This window comes from Polaromonas sp. P4_F4 (assembly GCF_056401355.1).
The window spans coordinates 74,339-94,264 of sequence record NZ_JBFUJO010000004.1 but is presented as its reverse complement, the minus strand read 5'-3'; the positions used below and the strand labels follow the sequence as shown (position 1 = coordinate 94,264).

Genomic DNA, 19,926 nt, shown 5'->3' with positions numbered 1-19,926 from the left:
ACCAAGGAAACGATCCATGAAAAAACTTCTGCTGCTGGTTTGCGTCCTGATGACGGGCTGCGCCGCCGAACTGATCAGCGCGAACGAAAAGACCATCATCGTGCAGGCGCGGCGCCAGGACGTTGCGAACGCTCAGGACATTGCTGAAGCCGAATGCCAGAAGCGCGGTCTGCATGCCAGGCTGACCAGCAAGCCCGCCAGCAACCAGTTTGGATTTGATTGCGTGCGGTGATTTAAAACATTCGCCTTTCTTCTTTTAGGAAGGCAGCCGCCATCTTCGACCGGCCGCAGTAAGAGCCCACGCGCCGCTTCCTCGGCAAAGTCCAGTAGTCCTCCTGCAGTCCTTTCCCCAACAGGGCCTGGCCCCTCGCGGGGCACCTCAAACCCATCTACGGGTTTTCCATGAATCCCAACCGGTTGTAAGAAACCGGCGCACCGCCCGACCAATCGTCAACACGCAGCAAAACTGCCGCGGAAACCCTGGGAGTCCCAGGCTTTGTTGGCGAATGAGGAGCACATGATGGATACCGGCAAGCAGGTGATTCACCCCGGGTGGTTGCGGGCCATGCACTGGCTCAACGCCCTCGCGGTCGTGGTCCTGATGATGAGCGGCTGGAGAATCTACAACGCCACCGCCTTCCTGGGCTTCACAATTCCGAAAGACATCACGCTGGGCGGCTGGCTGGGGGGCGCCCTCCAGTGGCACTTTGCCGCCATGTGGGTGCTGGGCGTCAATGGCCTGCTTTACCTGGCCTTCAACCTCGCCACCGGCCGCCTGCTGCGCAAGTTCTTTCCGCTCTCTCCCCGCGCCCTGCTGGCCGATTTGCAGGCCGCGCTCAAGGGCCGGCTCGCCCATGCCGACCCGCGGCATTACAACATGGTGCAGCGCCTGGCCTACCTGTTTGTGATGGTCGACACCGTCCTGCTGGTGATCTCTGGCCTGGTGCTCTGGAAATCGGTGCAATTCCCCCTGCTGCGCGAACTGATGGGCGGCTACGAAGGCGCCCGGCTGGTGCACTTTTTTGCCATGGCCGCACTGGCCGCGTTTGTGGCGGTTCACCTGGTGATGGTGGCGCTGGTGCCGCGCACGCTGCTGTACATGGTTCGCGGCCGCTAAGGAGCCTGACATGATGATCAAACCCCCTCCCCGCCTGGCCATTGACGGCGATGCCGTGCTCAAGGAAGCCGTGAGCCGCATCAGCCATGCCGCCCGCATCAGCGAGCCCGCCCGCCGCGACTTCCTGCGCCGCTCGCTCACGCTTGGCGGCCTGTCCATGCTCACGGGTTGCACGCTGGTGGATGAAGCCAGCATTGACACGGCATTGATGCGGATTTCCCGCATGAATGACAAGGTGCAGGGCTGGCTGTTTGACCCCAACCGCCTGGCCCCCACCTACCCCGACTCGATGATCACGCGCCCCTTCCCCTTCAATGCCTACTACAGCGAGAGCGAAGTGCGCCAGATCGAGGAAGGCAGCTACCGCCTGGAGGTCACCGGCCTCGTCGCCGACAAGCGCAAATGGGCGCTTCCGGAGCTGCGCGCCATGCCGCAGGTTGACCAGGTCACCCGCCACATCTGCGTCGAAGGCTGGAGCGCGATCGGCAAATGGGGCGGTGTGCCGTTTGCCAGCTTTCTGCGCCGGGTCGGTGCGGACCTGACTGCCAAATACGTTGGTTTCAAGTGCGCCGACGACTACTTCACCAGCATCGACATGCCAACCGCCTTGCACCCGCAAACCGTGCTGGCGCTCACCTACGACGGGCAGCCGTTACCCCCCAAATACGGCTTTCCGATGAAGCTGCGCATGCCCACCAAGCTGGGCTACAAGAATCCCAAACATATCCAGGCGATTTTCGTCACCAACACCTACCCTGGCGGCTACTGGGAAGACCAGGGCTACAACTGGTTCGGAGGTAGCTGAGCCTGCTCAGAGACCCTGCAACGCCGGCAATAGCTGAATCATCGACTTCAGCATTGCCGTTTTATTCAACAACTGATTCATCACCACCAAGGAAAACAACCATGAAAACACTGACCGCCGCCCTCCTGTCTGCCTGCATGCTTTTCGCCGGCGCTAGCGTCATGGCACAGGACGCCATGAAAAAGGATGCGATGGGCAAAGATGCGATGTCGAAGGACGCCATGGCAAAAGACACGATGGCTAAAGACACCATGTCAAAGGACGCGATGAAAAAAGATGGCATGAAGAAAGATGCCATGAAAAAGGATCACATGGCCAAAGCCGGCATGGCCAAGGACGGCATGAAAAAAGACGCTATGGGTAAAGATGCTATGGGTAAAGACGCCATGGCCAAGGACGAGATGAAAAAGTAAGGCGATTGCGAAGGACGTTCCGGGAGGGCTGTGCCTTGCAGGCCGCCTCCGGAATTCATTTCAATAAACCCTATCGCTTGCGAAGCGGATCCAGCAGGGACGACAGGCCGTTGTGGTCGATTTCGTGCATCAGCGCCAGCAGGCGACCAATCTCGCCCTTCGGAAAACCTTCACGGGCAAACCAGTTGAGGTAGTTGCCAGGCAAGTCGGCAATCAGCCGCCCCTTGTACTTGCCGTAGGGCATTTCGCGGGTCAGCAGGAGCTGTAGGTCTTCGGAGTTCACTAACCACCGCTCCGCTTGACGACATATCCCTGCTTCTTCAGCGCCTGCATGACCAGGTCGCAATGCTCGCCCTGCACCTCAATCACACCGTCCTTCACCGTGCCGCCTGAGCCGCACGCGGTCTTGAGCTGCTTGCCCAGCTGGGCCAGGGCCATCGCATCCAGCGCCAGCCCCTTCACCACGGTCACGCTTTTCCCGCCACGGCCTTTGGTCTCCCTGGAAACATAGGCCACACCGCCGGACTTTCCGCCAGTCGTTGCCAGGGCCTTGAGTTGACGGCACACACAGCCCGCCACGGGCTTGCGGCAGTCGGGGCACATACGTCCCCCGTCAGTGGAATAAACGAGTCCGCCGGATGGATTGCTTTTCATGGATGGGTTGGGCTTGGCAGCCAGGGGAAAGAGCAGGCCGGACGAATCTGCCACGGCGCAATAAAGATTTGAAACCTGCCGGCCGGTGCAAAGCCTTCGCAACAGCGCGGCTTGCGTCCCGACAGGGCCATTCGATAAGTACTTCAATGAGTACTTCGATAAGTGTTATCGGGGTTGCAGCAAAAACTCCATCTCGGTTCCCGCCAGGTTCAACACATCGTGGTGGCTCAAGGGAATCGCCTTGTACCCGATTGATTTGCCATTGAGCGTGGGCTGTGTCTCACCGTCCATATGGGCGACGTAATAACCATCGCGCCGATGAGAAATGGCCACGACCGCCACGCCCGGCCGGCCAAAAGTCGTCACCGCCTTGACCACCGGAACCTCCAGCCCCGCCGAAGAACCCGACAAGACCTTGAGGCTGGCCTGCAACGCGCCGCTGGTGCCCGGAAAACCAAGCGCCTCCAGCGGCATGGTGCCCGTTTTTTCGGATACGAGAGGCTGCTCATGCTCGGAGGCCGAGAGATACTGAATCCTGAAATTACCAATGGCGATGATGTCCTTGTCCAGCAGCAGCTGCCTGGACTTGATCATCTGGCCATTGATATAGGTCCCGTTGGTACTGCCCAGGTCCTCGATATACACATCCGCGAGGCCCTTGAGTTCAAACACGCAGTGCTCGCCGCTCACCACCAGGTTGTCAAGCACGATGTCGTTATAAGGTCTGCGGCCAAGCGTCGTTCTGTTGTTCTTCAGATAAACATGCTGGATTTCGACGCCTTCGACAGATGCGATGAGTTGTGGCATAGAACCTCCCCTCCTGCGTTATACGCCGCCAGACACGCCTGGCGCGGTGGCGACAATTGATGGTAGCCGTGCTGCCACAAAGGCACAAGGCCAAGACTATGACAAAGCCGTCCCCAGTATAAAAGCATGTGCCGGGACTTTGCTTGAAGGCGCTGCCGGGTCAGTCCAGTCAGTCGGGTCAGTCCGGCACAAAGCGTGCCTTGAACTTCAGTTCGTCTTCGGGCTGCTCGAACGTCGCCACCTGCCCCATCTTCATGTCTGCCAGGCGGCAGGCCGAAAACAGGCTGTATTTGCCCTTGAGGTCGTAGCTCTCCATGTCAATCAGCATGTAGGGGTACGGCACAAAAACCTGGTGCGGGAAAACCGTCCGGTGCCGGTTGCGGGGCGATGGGAAAAGTTTGTAGGTGTCTGTTGTAATGCTTTGTGCTGCCATGATGTGGGTCGCTCTCTCCCTATTTTGATGCATGGAACCCTATGACCGAGCTTCTCGTAACACCTGGTAAAGAACAAATCGCGCTGCTTGAACCTTTCGAGCGGCTGAGGTTGGCTCAGATACAGGTGGTTTCAACGCCGCAGCAGGCCGGCAGGGCGCTGGAGGAACTCGCAGGCATCACGGCCCTGGGGTTTGATACTGAATCCAAACCGACCTTTGCCAAAAACGAGGCGTCCGACGGGCCCCACATCGTTCAGCTGTCTACACTGGAGAAGGCCTATATCTTTCAATTGCAGGACACCGAATGCCGCCGCGCCGTAGCCGTGCTGCTGGAGTCGCCGGCCATCATCAAGGCCGGCTTCGGCCTGGGAGACGACCGCCGGCGTCTCATCAGCAAATTCGGCGTTGACCCGCAAGGTGTGCTTGACCTGAACACCGTGTTCAGAAAAAAAGGCTACCGCAAGGACATGGGTGTGCGGGGGGCGGTGGCCGTGGTTTTCAACAAGCGGTTCATCAAGTCCAGAAAAGCCACCACCTCCAACTGGGCCAACAGCAAGCTGTCCGACGCGCAGATCATCTACGCCGCCAATGACGCCTATGCGGCGCTCAGGGTCTTCATGGCGCTTGAGTTGAACTGACCGCTCAGGGAACGCCGTGATTTACGGCGGGATCCAGAGAAGGGCCATCGACGGCACGGCCAAGCCACCAGCTGGCGCGCCCTCCCACAGCGCTCACAGCGCCCGCAGCCCCTGCAGCCCTTGTATGCGGCAGCACATTGCCGCCACAATGACCTGGCACGACCTTGTCCAACCGGTCCCGAACGCGCAGGAGAAACTGCCATGGCGCTGCGAATGCATTCCCAACCAATCCACATGACTCGCCACACGACTCGTCACCTGAACCGCCGCGCCGCGCTGGCGGCGTTAACGGGACTAACGGGGCTCTCGGGCATCGCCCTGGGCGGGGTGTATGCCACCGTCCTGCTCTCGCCCGGCACCGGGCGCGCACAGGCAACGGGCACCTCTCGCCTGCAATCCTGGCCGCTCAACACCCCGCGCAGCACAGGCATTCATGACGTAGCGCCTGCGCCCGGTGGCGGGGTCTGGTTCTCGGCGCAGCGCAGCGGGCACCTGGGCTGGTTTGACCCGCGCACCGGCAAGTCCGAGCTGATCGCCCTGGGAAGCAATGGCGGCAGCTCGTCGCCGCATGGCGTGATTGCCGGGCCCGACGGCGCGGCCTGGCTGACCGACGGCGGACAAAATGCCATTGCACGCGTGAGCTGGCCGGCGCGTGAAGTGAAGCTCTTCCCCCTGCCTGCCGGAACACCCTACGCCAACCTCAACACCTGCGCCTTTGATGGCAACGGCGACCTGTGGTTTACCGGGCAAGGCGGCTACGTGGGCAAGGTGGCCGTGCGCACCGGCGTGGTCAGCGTGAAAGAGTCACCACGCGGACGCGGGCCCTACGGCATTTGCGCCACACCGAAGGGCGACGTCTGGTGGTGTTCGCTGGCCGGGTCCTTCATTGCGCAGATAGACCGCAACACCGGCGAGTCACGCGTGATTGAACCACCCACCCAGCGCCAGGGCGCGCGCCGCGTCTGGTCCGACAGCCGCGGCCGCATCTGGGTGGCCGAGTGGAACAGCGGCAACCTCTCCGTGCACGACCCGGCATTGGGCATGGGCGCCAACAGCTGGCACACCTGGAAAGCACCCGGCGCCGACCCGCACGTGTACGCCGTGTATATCGACGACAAAGACATCGTCTGGGCCTCCGAGTGGAGCAACAACGCCATGCTGCGCTTCGACCCGCGCGCCGAGAAGTTCGAGGTGATCGCGATGCCCCGTCCCGCGGCCAACATCCGCCAGATACTCGGCCGGCCGGGGGAAGTCTGGCTGCCCGAAAGCGGCACGGAGTTTATTTCGGTGATCAGGACGGGGTGAGCGCCGGTAACTTCAGGGCTGAGGGGCATGCCCACGCACTGGTCATTGAAGGCCTGACCCGCTATCCATGGATCCCGGATCGGGGCTGTCCCGGACCTGATTCAGTGTCCCGGATGACCAACCAGTGAGTTGCTTCACCGTACGGGAGCCGAGCTTGATTTCTATATTGTAATTTTGCAATATATTGCTAAAATGCAATATACATGCAAGCAAAAGCCGAATGCCAGAGCCAGGGAGATACGTGATGACAGTTCTGAGGTTGAGATTGTTGTCTGGCACGACATAGGAACCTGGAACTAAGCCATGAAAGCAGTCATTGAAATCGCCCCACGCGGCTCCGTGTTCAGCGTAGCCCGCAAGCAGCTCAAAGCGGCTGAGGCCAGCCCAAAATACGGGGCCGACTACCACCTGAGCTTTGAATCAGCTCGCGCCCTGTTTTCAGAGCTGACACCTGCGCGCATCGACCTGCTGGAAGCGCTGCGACAGTGCGGCCCCTGCTCGGTCTATGCGCTGGCCAAAACCGTGGAGCGCAACTACTCGAACGTACACACGGACATCGGAAAGCTGGAGGAGCATGGACTGGTCAAGCGCACGCCGGACGACACGGTGTTTGTGCCTTTTGAATCGGTGGAGATCCATTTGGCCTTGTTCAAAAAGGCCATTTGAAGCCACAGGCTGTCAGCCATCCATTCGCTATCAACCATAAACCATACGCAACTAGCGTACAATAAATCTTGCAAGCAGTATTCATCGAACTACCTCCCTTTGAACGCATGAGGCAGGGCTATCTCGACGACCAGGCCTACCGTCAGCTACAACTCGACTTGATGGCAAACCCGGAGGCGGGTGATGTGATTGAGGGCACGGGCGGTTTGCGCAAATTACGCCAACCAGATCCCCGCCGAGGTAAAGGCAAACGCGGCGGCTTGCGAGTGATTTATTACTGGTGGTTGGGCGGCGGGCAGTTTTGGCTTTTTACCGTGTACGACAAAGATCAGGCTGATGATTTGACGCCCGTTCAACGCAAGACATTGAAGCAACTGCTTAAAAGCGAGCTGGAGCAGCGGCAACCCAAGTAAAGGCAAACATCATGAAGAAGAAAAGGCGCGACATTTTTTCAGAATTGACTGAAGGTTTCGACGCGTTGAAATCGCAGCGCGAAGGCAAACTCACGCTGCGCACCTTCAAAGTAGTAAGCAACCCTGCGCCAACACTCTCCCCGCAAGACGTCGTGAACGTGCGCGAGCAATTGCACTTGTCGCGCCCCGTGTTCGCGCGCTATCTGCGCACCAACCCACGCACGCTTGAAAACTGGGAGCAGGGGCGCGCAAAGCCCAATGCCCAGGCAGCGCTGCTGATCAAAATGGTGGCGCAGTTTCCGGATATGGTGGAGCGGCTGGAGGCCGTTTGACCTTTTGGAAAATTAAAGTTTGCCCCAGATTACCCCGGTGCCGGCTCCGTGACCAGGATGGAGAAGCACTCATGCCATCAGCGCCCCCAGATAAGGGCACATCACATTGGCCACGCAGTTAACAGCCACATAGGAAAAATCAGCAGCACCAGACCTCGACTGACCGAACCGTCATCGCGGGCCTGATCCGCAATCCATGCGTCCCGGATCGAGTCCGGGAAAACAAACCAGGGCAAGGGCTTGACCGAGCCGCATTGCTCCTAAGGTAGCGTGCCCTCCGCCACGCGCCGATAACGCACCTGGCGCTTGCGAACATTGTCTGTACCGATGAATTCATTGCGCGACTCGAACCGGACCTCGAACGCGGCATACGGAAACTTGGGTGCGGAAGGTTTCTGCCCGTCGATGTTGGTGTAGCGGCGCTTCAGGTTGGTGCCGTCAAAGTGCCATTCGCCGGTGTGATGGTGCTGGAGCAGCACCCCGTCGCGCAGGGTGACCGTTGACATTTCGCCAAACTGGCCGTCCTGCGCCAGCACCAGCACGCGGCGCACCCGGGTCCCGTTTTCTTCATAGTCCCGCAGCCATGTTCCCGTCAGCTGCAGCTGGACATCTTCGGCGTGCGAATCGTCGGGCGGGCCGTTGCAGGCCGCCAGCGCGCCCAGCATCAGAACAGCGCAAAGCCTGAAGATCTTGTGCATGCCTGTGATTGTGGCGCGGGTTTGGAGTCCATGACGCCCACGCGATTACCCCGCGAATCCTGGCCGGGAACCGAACGCGGACATCTTCATCCAATTTCAGTATCCGCAGGGTGTTCCCCCTGGTTCCCCCTCTGCTGCTCTTCTTCTGCTCCTCTTCTAAAAAAGAAAAGCGGCGCAAAAAGCAAAACCTGGCCCGATCTGGCCTGATGGGGCTCCTGGACTCAGCCTGTAAGAAACAGGCCCCCTCGCCGACCAACAGCCATGGCCCACTTTGGGCAACGCGAAAGACACTCATGATGACCCGCAGAAACTCTTTGTTGAAATTTGGCGCACTCTCCGCCGGCGTAGCCGCCGCCCTGGCCGGCATGCGCGGCCTGCTGGTGGCCACGCCAGCGCACGCGGCACGGGTTTATGAAGTCGCCCACAGCGATGCCGAATGGCAGAAGCTCCTCAGGCCCGACCAATACCGCGTCTTGCGCCAGGCCGGCACCGAGCCCCCCTACACCAGCCCGCTGAACAAGGAAAAGCGCGCAGGCGTTTTTACCTGCGCAGGTTGCGCCCTGCCCCTTTTTTCGTCGGCCACCAAGTTTGAAAGCGGCACCGGCTGGCCCAGCTTCTGGCAACCCATGGACAAGGCCGTGGTGGAAGAAAGCGACACCACCTTGTTCATGAAACGAGTAGAAGTGCTGTGCCGCCGCTGCGGCGGGCACCTGGGCCATGTGTTTAACGACGGCCCCAAACCCACCGGCCTGCGCTACTGCATCAACGGCCTGGCCCTTAACTTCAAGGCAGCATGATGATGAACAAATACCTTTTCACCCTTGGCGCAGTCGCACTGGCTGCATGGGTTTTTGTGGGCGGCGGCATGGGCGTGAGCTCAGCAGAAGAAAAAGCCGTCAAACTGCCCACCCCGGCCATCGACATGCCGGCCACCGCGCTGGCAGGCCCGCAGTCGGGCAACGCCACAGCCGTGTTCGCCGGCGGCTGCTTCTGGGGCGTGCAAGCCGTGTTCCAGCACACCCAGGGCGTCCTCAACGCCGTATCGGGCTATGCAGGCGGCGACAAAGCGACCGCCAGCTACGAGATGATCGGCTCAGGCCGCACCGGCCACGCCGAATCCGTGCAGATCACCTACGACCCGAAAAAGATTTCATACGGCAAGCTGCTGCAGATTTACTTTTCGGTGGCGCACGACCCAACAACATTGAACCGCCAGGGCCCGGACAGCGGCACGCAATACCGGTCCGCCGTTTTTTACCAGGACGCCAACCAGAAAAAAGTGACCGAGAGCTACATCGCGCAGCTGGACGCAGCCAAGGTGTTTCCCAGCAAAATCGTGACGCAGCTCACGCCGCTAACCGCCTTCTACCCGGCGGAGGCTTACCACCAGGACTACGCAACCCTGCACCCGAACCAGCCTTACATTGCGCGGTTTGATTTACCGAAGATCGCAAATTTGAAGGCGGTGATGCCTGAGGTGTATCGGGACAAGCCGGTGCTGGTGTCGCAAGCTGGCAAGTAGGGCTGGAATGGTGCGGGCTTGTTGAGAGAAATTGGATTCTGACTTCGATTGCCGTGCCATGGTTCGAGCCAGTTGTGGCACCGCAATAAGGCAGATGATGGTAACTGGGAAATTTCCATTCCTACATGATCAAGTCAGTAAATTTTTTCCGTAAAAGTGGATACTCCGAGCCTCCGTTGGAGGATCTGTAATCAGCCACAAGTTGCGCTAGGTCAGCATCGCTTAATGTGATGACGTAGCCTCTATTGTCCTGAGCCGTGTCCTTACAACTGGCTGCGAGCTTTGACGGATTCTGAACCGACCGACATACCAGTAGTCCGACTTGACCACGACTGGGCGAAAAACGACCCGCTAGCTGGTCAAATTCTGGATTGGCGATTTCCTTGCCGTAGTTCTTGCATTCCACAAATATGTGTGAACTGGGATAGTGCGACAGCACCCACTGAAAGAATCCGCTCGTGGGATTGTTGACGTAGGTAATGTCGATCCGCTTTCTTCCATCATGAATTTTAAGCTGTTTGGTCGGCGATGAAAGCGATGGAAAGAATAGTGCACTAAGTAGCTTCTCGATGGCATCCTCGTAATTAGTTGAATCTTCCCGGCCAGTTGGAATCGCTGCTAACGCGGCGAGTAGAGCTGTAAAGTTAGGCGGTGCAATATTTTCGATTTCTGCCAGCTGTTCATGAGTAATCGGCCTAGAGGACCGCTGCGCTGCTTCTCGGTACTCGTTCAGCGCTTCCGGGTGTCGCAAAGTCTCACGAGCTATCGTCAATTTATCGGCACCATATTTTTCTTTTAAGCTCTTTTTGGTCACACGCTTGCGACCGTCTTTTAAGGTCTGCACTAACCCAGTGTTCAGGTGCTTCTCTGACTCTTGCATGGCTGGGAGAAGGTGGTGAGTGAAATAGGTCGAATAGTCATAAACGAACCGATGGCGGACCGCCAATTTAGGAATAAGAAGGAGCTTTCCAAATGGAGTCACAGGTAAGGGGATGAGCGAGTCCTCCCATACCTCCGTATGCACGTTCCAAATGGGTCCTGACGCGATCCCATCCGAGAGCGGAATGTCGTAATAATTGCAGATGTCTTGTGTGTAGCGAATTAGCGGCCCGCGGAGAATATTACAAACGGCGTCTGAAATCCGGTCTGGCCCGACTCCCTCGATGAATAGGCATGCGTCTTCAATGTCTTTTAGCAAACCAGTGTTCCCTGCTTGGCTTTTCGACAATGCTTTCCAGACCTCCTTGGCGTAGCCTTTGCCAAAGGCTCGTCCATCCGATAAACCGCTTGAAAATCCCAAGTGAAATTCGTTCTTTTCCGTGAGCGCCTCAAGCATATGAGTGCCAGCAGCTCGGTCGTCTGCCTTCAAGTGCCGCAGTAATGTCTCAAAGAAATGTTGCAGAAGCGAATTGCACTCTGAGGCCCACGGACTCTGCATAGTTCTAAGTCTGCTCGGATCTAGGAACACAGGAGTGTCGTTTCCAATCGGAACATCAACAAAATCAAGGGTGGTTTGATCGCGACCGAGCTTGAAGTACCGCGAAACTCGCATCTTCGGGTTGGGTTTCGCCATTATTTTTGCCTTAAATTGATCCGTGGTGTCATCGAAATGCGTCGCGATGCTGAACCCGCGTTTGCCCGGTTTAGGTAACACGGGGGGCTATAAATACAAAAGACACATAGTACGGGGTTTGTTACAAACCTCTCTCCTCCAATTGGAGGATAAGCCCTGAAAGAGTCGGCTTCGGCGATCCCGTTACGCCCGTGATACGCGGCAAAAAACGGCTTTATTGGTTGCTGCGGCAAAAAAAAACGGGGCACTACAAGAGTGCCCCCAAATTCCGAACTGTGTGGCTCCCCATACGGGGCTCGAACCACGCCCCCTCAAGACCGATTCAAAAATCGGCAGCGCACACGGCTAAAGCGCCTTCCCCAAGCGCCCCACGCCTTCCTCAATCTTCGCCACATCCGCCGTCGCAAAGCTGAGCCGCAGCGTAGCCACATCCGGATTGCTCGCATAAAACGGCGAGCCCGGCACAAAGGCCACGCCCTGCTCGATTGCCTTCTTCGCAAACTCGCTCGCGTCTTTTGTCTTGCCGCCGGCGCCGGTCAGCCGGGCCCAGAAGAACAGTCCACCCTGCGGCTGTACAAAATCGATCGCGTCGCCCAGTTCGCGCTTCAGCGCAGCGCCCATGGCAGCGGCGCGCTCGGCATACACCTGGCGCACACGGGTCAAGGTGGACGGCATGCGCCCGCATTTGAGGTACTGGGATGCCGTGGCCTGGGCAAAGGTGCTGGTGTGGGCATCGCTGAACTGCTTGCACATGGTGGCTTTGGCCAGCAGCTCGGGTTGGGCAATCAGCCAGCCTATGCGCAGGCCCGGTGACAACACCTTGCTGAGCGAGCCGCAATGGGCCAGCAGGTCGCGGCTGCCGGGCACGGTTTCGCTCAGGGCCAGCAGTGACGGTGGCGGCGGCTCGGAAAAATACAGGTCTCCGTAGGGGTCGTCTTCGACGATCAAGGTGTTGTATTTGACGGCCAGCTCCAGCACCTTCTTGCGGCGCTCCAGGCTCAACAGGGCGCCGCTGGGGTTGCCGAAGGTGGGAATCAGGTACACAAACTTTGGCTTGTGCGTGGCAATCAGTTTTTCCAGCTCATCGGTTTTCACGCCGTTGGCATCGATGGGTGCGCTGATGAGTTCTGCGCCGTAGAGCCTGAAGCACTGGATGGTGGCCAAAAAGGTGGGGCCTTCCACGATCACCTTGTCGCCGGGCGAAATCATGGTTTTGCCGATCAGGTCCAGCGCCTGCTGGCTGCCGGTGGTCACGATCAGCTCGTCGGCAGCCACCACGGCGCGCTTGGTGGCCATGAAGGTGCTGAGCTGGTCGCGCAGCGGCTGGTAGCCTTCGGTGGCGCCGTACTGCAGGGCCGGGCCGGCCTCTTCATTCAGCACATTGCCGCTGGCTTCCTTCAGGCCCTCCACATCAAACATGGCGGGGTCGGGAAAGCCGCCGGCAAAACTGATGATGCCGGGCTTGCCCAGCAGTTTGAACAGTTCGCGGATGGCGGAGGTTTCGACATTGTTGAGGCGGTCGGCAAATTGCAGGGGCATGGGAGAATCGATCCATGAAGAAGGAATACATCGAGCCGTTTTTTGCCACCTTGCGAGCGGCCAATCCACTGCCCGTTACTGAATTGAAGTATACGAGCGTGTTCGAACTGCTGGCTGCGGTGCTACTTTCGGCGCAGGCCACGGATGTGGGGGTCAACAAGGCCACCCGCAAGCTATTTGCGGCAGCCCCCACGCCGCAGGCCATTCTGGACCTGGGACTGGAAGGCCTGGAGAATTACATCAAGACGATTGGCCTGTACCGCACCAAGGCCAAAAACCTGCTGGCCACCTGCCGGATTCTGGTCGAGCAGCATGGCGGCCAGGTGCCGCGCACCCGCGAAGCACTGGAAGCACTGCCCGGCGTCGGCCGCAAAACGGCCAATGTGGTGCTCAACTCGGCTTTCGGCGAAGCGGTGATGGCGGTGGACACGCACATCTTTCGCGTGAGCAACCGCACCGGGCTGGCACCGGGTAAAAATCCGCTGGAAGTCGAGATCGGGTTGCTCAAGCGCGTGCCCACCGAATATCTGGTGGATGCGCACCACTGGCTCATATTGCACGGGCGCTATGTGTGCACCGCGCGCAAGCCCCTGTGCTGGCAATGCGCGGTCGAGCCATTCTGCGATTTTCAGCCCAAGACGCCACGGCCCTGAACGCTGTAACGGTGTGGCCGGGCGGCGTTCTACGGCTTTGATGGCTTGGGCTTGCCACGCACACCGCTGGCGATGTAGATCGCGCCCATGCAGCGGGTCTGCACATCAAGGGGGCCGAGCAGCGCGCCAAGCTTGTCCCAGGGACTGCCCAGCCCTTCGAGTGAGGTGGTGGAGTGCAGCGCAATCGGCAGCACGAACCAGTTGACCGGCCAGGCCCAGGGTCCGGCCCATTGGATTCCCGCGGCCACCACGTGCGCCGCAGGCTTGAGATGCTCGACGACATGGGCAACGGCCTCGGGCGAGCGCAGGATGTCGTGGGTGAAATGAAAGAGCGCCGCATCGGCCATCCGCTCTATGACTGCCGTCTCGACTGGCGCGCACAGCAGCGTCACATTGCGCCACCCCTGCTGCTCCACGCGGCCCCGCGCCAGCTGCAGCATTTCGGGACACTGCTCGATGCCGATGACATGCCCCTTCGGGCCGACCTCCTGTTGCAGCCGCCCCAGGCTCAGGCCAGTGCCGCAGCCCACATCGAGCACGGTGTCGCCGCGCCGCAGTGCCAGTTGCGAGATGGCTTCCTGGCGGATAGGCTCGAACAGGGCCAGTTCAAGATCGTAAAAGCTGGCACGGCTGCGGTATTGCGCCAATGCGGCCGCTCGGTCGGGTGTTGTATCGGTCCACATCGCAGGGCCGCATCCGTCAAGGGGTGATCACGACGAGCACGCTACACGGCGCGTGCTCAATCAGCGCGCCCGAGATGGAGCCGCGCCACCAGCGTGCCGCCCAGCTGTCCAGGTGCCTGTGGCCAACGACGATGAGGTCGGCGTCGATCCTGGTCGCGTAATTGGTGATTTCGTCGACGGCGTCGCCGACCAGCACTTCGCCGCGGGCGGTGTGCCCCGACTGCGAGAGCCGCGCAAGCCCGTCGTCTAGCACGGCCTGGTACTTTTTCTTCTCGCTTTCCTCGAACTCCTTGCTGTAAATACCCCCTTCCAGGCCAACCAGGCCCATCGACAAAGGCATGACAGCAATCAGGAACAACTCGGCCTGACTCCACTGGGCGAGGTCGTTGCAGTCCAGCAGAGCCTTCTGTCCGGCATCGGAACCGTTGTAAGCCAACAAGATACGCTTGTACATAAGTCACCTCCTGACTGGAAAGTCACGCGGTTCGAGCCGCGCCTCCAGCATAGCCCTAATGTGGCCACATGGGAAATAACCGGGAACCAAGATCGGCCGCACCCGGGCGGGCTGCCGGGGACGCGAGCCTGGGCGCAGGCCGGGACGCGAGCTGCGTGGTGGCGCCACGGTGGCACCATGATGGGGAGACGCCCCAAAAATGCCCGCCGCTCCCGTCCGCCCGGAAGGCTGTGCCGGCGGGCAGCCAGCCGCTCAGCGAGCGAACGATCCGTCGGCGCGGATCATCGTCAGGGCGACGAAGCGTGAGCCCAGGTTGCTCTGCTTGCCGTAGGTGAGCGCAAAGCCGCCGAGGTCTTCGTTGGTGAATGACTCCAGCGTGCTGATGACCCTGGCGCGCGTGAGCGGTGCGGCCGCTTTCTGCAAGGCGCGGACCACGAGCTTGGCGTTCAGGAAACCTTCCATGCTGTTGTAGCTGAACTTCTTGTCGGCCGTGGCAGAGATGATCGTCTGGTATTTCGTTCATGCCGCGAACATAGTCGGTGGTCAGGGCCGCGGAGGTTCCCGACAAATCCCCGGACGACGAGCCCGTTTGACGAATCGTTGGGGATCAGTCTTCACCCCGGCCTTGACCAGATGCGCTGCTTGCAGCAGCCGTCGAGCTACTGGAACTACCCGAACTACCCGAACTACCCAAACTACTCGAACTACTCGAACTACTCGAACTACTCGAACTACTCGAACTACTCGAACTACTCGAACTACTCGAACTACTCACCCTTCCACACCGGGCTTCTTTTGGCGACAAACGCCTCCACGCCTTCATGAAAGTCGCGACTGCCATAGCACTTGCGTATCAGGTCTTCCGCATCGGGCAAGCCCTGCACCAGCAAACGCCTCAAGCCCTCCTTGGTCACGCTTTGGGTGACCGGAGCCAATGAGGCCAGGCGCTCGCACAAATGGGCCGCCTCGGCGCCCAGCTCTGCGGGCTCGCAAATCTGATGGAGAAAACCGCATGCCAGGGCTTCATCGGCATTCAGCAGTTCGGCAAGCAGCAACATGCGCTTGACACGCTGCATACCCCACACGGCGCTGAGCCGCGCCAGGTTGGCCATCGACAGGCAATTGCCAAGGGTCCTGGCAATCGGCACGCCAAAGCGGGAGGCCGGGGTTGCCAGGCGGAAATCGCAGGCGGTGGCAATGGCCAGGCCACCGCCTATGGTCCAGCCGCTGATCACCGCCACGGTCGGCATCGGCAATGATTCGATCAGGCCAATGCCGCGGTCGATGGTGCGCTCATAGGCCACGCCATCTTCACCACTCTCGAATGCCTGGAACTGCTCGATGTCGGTGCCGGCCACAAAGGCCTCACCGCCCGCGCCCTCGAAGGTCACGACGCGAACCGTATGATCCGTTTGCAGCGCTTCGCAAATGCGGCCCAGCTGCCCGTACATGGCCCAGGTCATGGCATTGCGCGCCTGCGCACGGTCGAACACCACCGAGGCCACGCCGGCATTGACCGTCAGGTGTACTGCCCCGTCACTCATGCTGCAAACGCGCCTTGCGCCCGAAGTTCGGCAAGCTCGCCGGCGCCAATGCCCATCTCGCCGAGCACCTCGTCGGTGTGCTCCCCCAGCAAGGGCGGATGCCGGCGCACCTGCTGCGGCGTGCCGGACAGCTTGACCGCAAAGCCGATGTTGGGCACCGAACCTTCCACCGGGTGGTCAATCTCCATGCGCATGCCGCGCGCGCGCGCATGCTCGCTGCCGAAAGCCTCCGGGTAGGAGAGGATGGGGCCGGCCGGAATACCGGCGTCGAGCAAGGTTTGTACCCAATAGTCTTTGGGGTGCTGGCGGAAAGTGCGCTCTAGCTCGGTCTCCAGCGCGGGGCGATTGGCCAACCTCAGCGAGATGGTGGTGAAGCGCGGGTCCCGCAGCAACTCCTGCCGCTCCAGCAGCACGCACAGTTGCTGCCACAGCTTCTGGTTGTTAGCGCCCATCACGAAATAGCCGTCCGAGCAGGCCATGGCTTGGTAAGGCGCTGTCATCTTGTTGGACGTGCCCAGTGGTTCGGGCGGTTTGCCCGTGCCCCAGTAGTCGCAGATGTCCCAGACCGAGAAAGCCAGCGCCGAGTCGAACAGGGATGCATCCACATGCTGGCCTTCGCCGCTTGCTTTGGCCCCGATGTAGGCCGACAGGGTGGCATAAACGGCAAACAGGGCACAGCCAATGTCGGCCACCGGCACGCCGGCCTTCACCGGCGGGCTGTTGGGGTAGCCGGTCACGCTCATCACACCCGACATGGCTTGCGCCATGAGATCGAAGCCCGGTCGGTCGGCCCAGGGGCCGGTCTGGCCGAAGCCCGAGATGCTGGTGTACACCAGGCGCGGATTGATTTCTTTCAAGACCTCGTAGCCCAGGCCCAGCCGCTTCATCGCACCGGGGCGATAGTTCTCGAGAAGGATATCGGCGTCCTTGACCATGCGCAACAGCACCTCGCGCCCGGCCTTGGACTTCAGGTTGAGCGTGACGCTGCGTTTGTTGCGGTTCATGTTCAGGAAACCCAGGCTGTCGGCACCCTTCATCTTGAAACCCATCGCGCCGCGCGTCTGGTCGCCCGCGCCGGGCGGCTCGACCTTGATCACGTCGGCGCCCAGGTCGGCCAGCAACATGCAGGCATAAGGGCCGGCCATCACCTGGCTGACATCGAGCACCCGCACACCGGCCAGGGGCAGCGGACGCGCCGCTTTCTTCGCCTGTTCATTCGTTGACGCTTCTTTCACTCGGTGGTCCTTGTGGAGGGATGTTGATCGTTTGCGGAAGTGGAAAATCCTCCCAGGCAAACCCGGGAGGTGACGGTTGGGATGCCGCGATGGCAGCACCCTCGAAAAAAGCAAAACAGGCTTCAGGACCAGCTCAGCGCGCCCCCGATGCCCATGGCTCAGGCTTCGCCCTTGACGCCACCGTCCTTGATGATCCTGGCCCACTTGATCTGCTCGGCGCGCATGAAGTCCCCGAACTTTTCGGTCGAGCCACCGCCATCCTGGGCGCCCGAGGCCGCCAGCTTTTCCATCACGTCGGGCATCAGCATGACCTTGTTGACATCCTCGTTCATGCGCTTGGCCATGGCCAGAGGCATCTTCGCGGGACCGGCCAGCCCGTACCACGTCGTCGCCTCGAAGCCGGGGAAGCCCGACTCGGCCATGGTCGGAACGTTGGCGTAGGCGCCCACGCGCTGCTGGCGCGTCTGCGCAAGGGCGATGGCCTTGCCGCTCTTCACGTGGGGCGTGGCCGCCGTCATGGTGTCGAAGCTGTACTGAATGGTCCCGCCGATCAGGTCGGTGAGCATCGGGCCCGAGCCCTTGTACGGCACGTGGATGGCCTTGACCTTGGCGGCCAGCATGAACATCTCCAGCGCCAGGTGCTGCGCGCTGCCCGTGCCGGCCGAGCCGAAGCTCACACCGCCCGGGTTGGCGCGGCACAACTCGACCAGATCCTTCACGGTCTTGGCCGGCTGGTTTTCATTGCAGATCAGCAGGTTCGGCGTGATGCCGACCAACACGACCGGCTGGAAGTCCCTGGCCGCGTCGTAGTTCACTTTCTGCAGGGCGGGCGTGATCGCCTGGCTGTTGATGTGCGCCATCAGCAAGGTGTTGCCATCACCGGGCTGCTTGGCCACGTAATCGGCAGCGATGGTACCCGAGGCGCCCGCCTTGTTCTCGACGATGACCTGCGTCTTCCACATGTCGCCGAGCTTCTGGCCGATCACCCGCGCCAGGATATCGGTGCCGCCGCCGGGGGCAAAGCCCACGACGATGCGAATCGGCCCGTTGGGCAGGGTCTGCGCCATCAGCGAGGGAAAGGCGAGTGTGGCGGCGCTGGCCGCGCTGACGGTTACGAAGGTTCTGCGTTGCATGGTTTTGTCTCCAGGAATAGTTGTGATCAGTTGGAATTCAGCGAAGCTCGGCAAACAGGAAAGTGGAACAAGAAAAGAGATCGTCAGGCTGCCTTGCGCTGCGGAACCACGGCGGCGTGGCTTGAAAAATGGTCCATCGCGGCCTGCACGCCCGAGCCCGCCAGCTTGACGCCTGCGAGCTTGAGGCCCATTTCGCAGCCCGACAGCGCAGCCATCAGGGTCAGGTCGTTGCAGTCGCCCAGGTGGCCGATGCGGAACATCTTGCCCTTGACTTTGCCCAGGCCCGTGCCCAGTGAGCAGTCAAAGCGCTCGTAAATAATTTTGCGCACGGCGTCGGCGTCTATGCCTTCGGGCGTCATCACGCCGGTCAGGACGGGCGAATACACGGCCGGGTCGGCGCACTGGATCAGCAGGCCCCAGGCCCTGACCGCGGCGCGCACGCCTTCAGCCCAGCGCAGGTGCCGCGCAAACACCACGTCCAGCCCGTGCTCAAGCAGCATGTCGCAGGCTTCGTTGAGCCCATACAGCAGGTTGGTGTTGGGTGTCGACGGCCAGTAGCCGGTCTTGTTCATTTCAATGATCTCGTCCCAGGCCCAGAACGATTTGGGCAACCGGGCCGTTTTGCTGGCTTCGAGGGCCCTGGCCGACACGGCGTTGAAGCTGATGCCGGGCGGCAGCATCAGGCCCTTTTGCGAGCCGCTGATGCTGACGTCCACGCCCCACTCGTCGTGCCGGTAGTCGGCCGACGCCAGGCCGGAGATGGTGTCCACCAGCAGCAGCGCCGGGTGTTTGGCGGCATCGATGGCCTTGCGCACGGCCGCGATGTTGCTGGTCACGCCGGTGGAGGTTTCGTTGTGCACCACGCAGATCGCCTTGATGCTGTGCTGCGTGTCCGCCTTCAGCCGCTCCTCGATCATGTCGGCCCGCACACCATGGCGCCAGGCCTCGGCGCCGGACAAGCTCATCACTTCGGTTTTCAGGCCCAGACGCGCCGCCAGCTTGTGCCACAACGCGGCAAAGTGGCCGGTTTCATACATCAGCACATGGTCGCCGGGGCTCAGCGTATTGGCCAGCGCCGCCTCCCAGGCACCGGTCCCCGAGGCCGGGTAGATGATGACGGGCTGTTTGGTCTGAAAAATTTCCCGGATATCGGCCAGCACCTTGAGGCCCAGCGCCGCAAACTCCGGACCACGGTGATCAATCGTGGGCAGGCTCATGGCCCGCAAGATACGGTCAGGTACCGGTGACGGGCCGGGAATCTGCAGGAAATGGCGGCCGGTGGGATGAAAATCGAGCGTCAACATGCGGG

General features: G+C 60.6%; 26 protein-coding genes. 12 read left to right on the top strand and 14 right to left on the bottom strand.

Annotated elements, in window-relative coordinates; translation table 11 throughout:
• Positions 1-16 precede the first annotated feature (16 nt).
• The 4 genes from AC1DUR_RS06215 to AC1DUR_RS06200 all read left to right on the top strand — a co-directional run bounded on the left by AC1DUR_RS06215 (position 17) and on the right by AC1DUR_RS06200 (position 2,335).
• A complete protein-coding gene (locus tag AC1DUR_RS06215) occupies positions 17-232 on the top strand; it encodes a hypothetical protein (RefSeq protein ID WP_477720339.1) in 216 nt (71 codons plus the stop codon).
• Positions 233-517: 285 nt separating this feature from the next.
• Positions 518-1,117: a cytochrome b/b6 domain-containing protein gene (locus tag AC1DUR_RS06210; protein WP_477720340.1), complete on the top strand. Its 600-nt coding sequence runs from the start codon at positions 518-520 to the stop codon at positions 1,115-1,117.
• 13 nt (positions 1,118-1,130) lie between these two features.
• Entirely contained in the window at positions 1,131-1,922 is a 792-nt protein-coding gene (locus tag AC1DUR_RS06205) for a molybdopterin-binding protein (protein ID WP_477720429.1), read from the top strand.
• Between the two features lie 101 nt (positions 1,923-2,023).
• Positions 2,024-2,335, top strand: a complete 312-nt coding sequence (locus AC1DUR_RS06200; RefSeq protein ID WP_477720341.1) for a pentapeptide MXKDX repeat protein — start codon at positions 2,024-2,026, stop codon at positions 2,333-2,335.
• 70 nt (positions 2,336-2,405) lie between these two features.
• Here the strand turns inward: AC1DUR_RS06200 and AC1DUR_RS06195 are convergent, their stop codons facing one another.
• From AC1DUR_RS06195 to AC1DUR_RS06180, 4 genes are all read right to left on the bottom strand, one after another.
• Positions 2,406-2,618: a DUF3820 family protein gene (locus tag AC1DUR_RS06195; protein WP_477720342.1), complete on the bottom strand. Its 213-nt coding sequence runs from the start codon at positions 2,616-2,618 to the stop codon at positions 2,406-2,408.
• Positions 2,618-2,989, bottom strand: coding sequence for a translation initiation factor Sui1 (locus AC1DUR_RS06190; RefSeq protein ID WP_477720343.1), 372 nt, complete (start codon positions 2,987-2,989; stop codon positions 2,618-2,620). The genes AC1DUR_RS06195 and AC1DUR_RS06190 overlap by 1 nt, the downstream gene beginning before the upstream one ends.
• A 165-nt stretch (positions 2,990-3,154) precedes the next feature.
• Complete coding sequence (locus AC1DUR_RS06185) at positions 3,155-3,796, bottom strand: FHA domain-containing protein (RefSeq protein ID WP_477720344.1); 642 nt, start codon at positions 3,794-3,796, stop codon at positions 3,155-3,157.
• A 178-nt stretch (positions 3,797-3,974) separates the two neighbouring features.
• Positions 3,975-4,229 carry a hypothetical protein gene (locus AC1DUR_RS06180; protein ID WP_477720345.1) on the bottom strand — a complete coding sequence of 85 codons (255 nt, stop codon included), beginning with the start codon at positions 4,227-4,229 and terminating at the stop codon, positions 3,975-3,977.
• Between the two features lie 41 nt (positions 4,230-4,270).
• On the opposite strand from AC1DUR_RS06180, the gene AC1DUR_RS06175 reads away from it, so the two are divergent.
• From AC1DUR_RS06175 to AC1DUR_RS06155, 5 genes are all read left to right on the top strand, one after another.
• The gene (locus AC1DUR_RS06175) at positions 4,271-4,867 is read left to right on the top strand and encodes a 3'-5' exonuclease (RefSeq protein WP_477720346.1); all 597 of its coding nucleotides are present in this window, start codon (positions 4,271-4,273) and stop codon (positions 4,865-4,867) included.
• A 213-nt stretch (positions 4,868-5,080) separates the two neighbouring features.
• Positions 5,081-6,172, top strand: coding sequence for a Vgb family protein (locus AC1DUR_RS06170; protein ID WP_477720347.1), 1,092 nt, complete (start codon positions 5,081-5,083; stop codon positions 6,170-6,172).
• A 303-nt stretch (positions 6,173-6,475) separates the two neighbouring features.
• The gene (locus AC1DUR_RS06165; protein WP_477720348.1) at positions 6,476-6,838 is read left to right on the top strand and encodes an HVO_A0114 family putative DNA-binding protein; all 363 of its coding nucleotides are present in this window, start codon (positions 6,476-6,478) and stop codon (positions 6,836-6,838) included.
• A gap of 68 nt (positions 6,839-6,906) precedes the next feature.
• Positions 6,907-7,251, top strand: a complete 345-nt coding sequence (locus tag AC1DUR_RS06160; protein WP_477720349.1) for a toxin — start codon at positions 6,907-6,909, stop codon at positions 7,249-7,251.
• A gap of 11 nt (positions 7,252-7,262) precedes the next feature.
• Complete coding sequence (locus AC1DUR_RS06155) at positions 7,263-7,583, top strand: helix-turn-helix domain-containing protein (RefSeq protein WP_477720350.1); 321 nt, start codon at positions 7,263-7,265, stop codon at positions 7,581-7,583.
• Positions 7,584-7,843: 260 nt separating this feature from the next.
• Here the strand turns inward: AC1DUR_RS06155 and AC1DUR_RS06150 are convergent, their stop codons facing one another.
• Entirely contained in the window at positions 7,844-8,281 is a 438-nt protein-coding gene (locus AC1DUR_RS06150; RefSeq protein WP_477720351.1) for a hypothetical protein, read from the bottom strand.
• Positions 8,282-8,574: 293 nt separating this feature from the next.
• Here AC1DUR_RS06150 and msrB point away from each other — a divergent pair, with 293 nt between their 5' ends.
• Positions 8,575-9,078 carry a peptide-methionine (R)-S-oxide reductase MsrB gene (msrB, locus tag AC1DUR_RS06145; RefSeq protein ID WP_477720352.1) on the top strand — a complete coding sequence of 168 codons (504 nt, stop codon included), beginning with the start codon at positions 8,575-8,577 and terminating at the stop codon, positions 9,076-9,078.
• Positions 9,075-9,803, top strand: coding sequence for a peptide-methionine (S)-S-oxide reductase MsrA (gene msrA, locus AC1DUR_RS06140; protein ID WP_477720353.1), 729 nt, complete (start codon positions 9,075-9,077; stop codon positions 9,801-9,803). Before msrB ends, msrA begins: the two co-directional genes overlap by 4 nt.
• A 121-nt stretch (positions 9,804-9,924) precedes the next feature.
• Here the strand turns inward: msrA and AC1DUR_RS06135 are convergent, their stop codons facing one another.
• Complete coding sequence (locus tag AC1DUR_RS06135) at positions 9,925-11,376, bottom strand: hypothetical protein (protein ID WP_477720354.1); 1,452 nt, start codon at positions 11,374-11,376, stop codon at positions 9,925-9,927.
• Between the two features lie 345 nt (positions 11,377-11,721).
• Positions 11,722-12,909, bottom strand: a complete 1,188-nt coding sequence (locus tag AC1DUR_RS06130; protein WP_477720430.1) for an aminotransferase-like domain-containing protein — start codon at positions 12,907-12,909, stop codon at positions 11,722-11,724.
• Positions 12,910-12,929: 20 nt separating this feature from the next.
• Between AC1DUR_RS06130 and nth the strand changes: the two genes are divergently transcribed.
• Positions 12,930-13,568, top strand: coding sequence for an endonuclease III (gene nth / locus AC1DUR_RS06125; protein WP_477720355.1), 639 nt, complete (start codon positions 12,930-12,932; stop codon positions 13,566-13,568).
• 29 nt (positions 13,569-13,597) lie between these two features.
• On the opposite strand, the gene AC1DUR_RS06120 is transcribed toward nth, so the two are convergent.
• From AC1DUR_RS06120 to AC1DUR_RS06090, 7 genes are all read right to left on the bottom strand, one after another.
• Complete coding sequence (locus AC1DUR_RS06120) at positions 13,598-14,251, bottom strand: class I SAM-dependent methyltransferase (RefSeq protein ID WP_477720356.1); 654 nt, start codon at positions 14,249-14,251, stop codon at positions 13,598-13,600.
• 16 nt (positions 14,252-14,267) lie between these two features.
• The gene (locus tag AC1DUR_RS06115; protein WP_477720357.1) at positions 14,268-14,705 is read right to left on the bottom strand and encodes a universal stress protein; all 438 of its coding nucleotides are present in this window, start codon (positions 14,703-14,705) and stop codon (positions 14,268-14,270) included.
• Between the two features lie 252 nt (positions 14,706-14,957).
• Positions 14,958-15,167 (bottom strand): hypothetical protein, encoded by a 210-nt coding sequence (locus AC1DUR_RS06110; protein ID WP_477720358.1) that lies wholly within the window; start codon positions 15,165-15,167, stop codon positions 14,958-14,960.
• A 305-nt stretch (positions 15,168-15,472) separates the two neighbouring features.
• Positions 15,473-16,249 carry an enoyl-CoA hydratase/isomerase family protein gene (locus AC1DUR_RS06105; protein ID WP_477720359.1) on the bottom strand — a complete coding sequence of 259 codons (777 nt, stop codon included), beginning with the start codon at positions 16,247-16,249 and terminating at the stop codon, positions 15,473-15,475.
• Complete coding sequence (locus tag AC1DUR_RS06100; protein WP_477720360.1) at positions 16,246-17,484, bottom strand: CaiB/BaiF CoA transferase family protein; 1,239 nt, start codon at positions 17,482-17,484, stop codon at positions 16,246-16,248. The genes AC1DUR_RS06105 and AC1DUR_RS06100 overlap by 4 nt, the downstream gene beginning before the upstream one ends.
• Positions 17,485-17,642: 158 nt before the next feature.
• On the bottom strand, positions 17,643-18,617 hold the full coding sequence (locus AC1DUR_RS06095) for a Bug family tripartite tricarboxylate transporter substrate binding protein (protein WP_477720361.1): 975 nt from the start codon (positions 18,615-18,617) through the stop codon (positions 17,643-17,645).
• An 83-nt stretch (positions 18,618-18,700) separates the two neighbouring features.
• Positions 18,701-19,921, bottom strand: a complete 1,221-nt coding sequence (locus AC1DUR_RS06090; protein ID WP_477720362.1) for a pyridoxal-phosphate-dependent aminotransferase family protein — start codon at positions 19,919-19,921, stop codon at positions 18,701-18,703.
• Between the last annotated feature and the right edge of the window lie 5 nt (positions 19,922-19,926).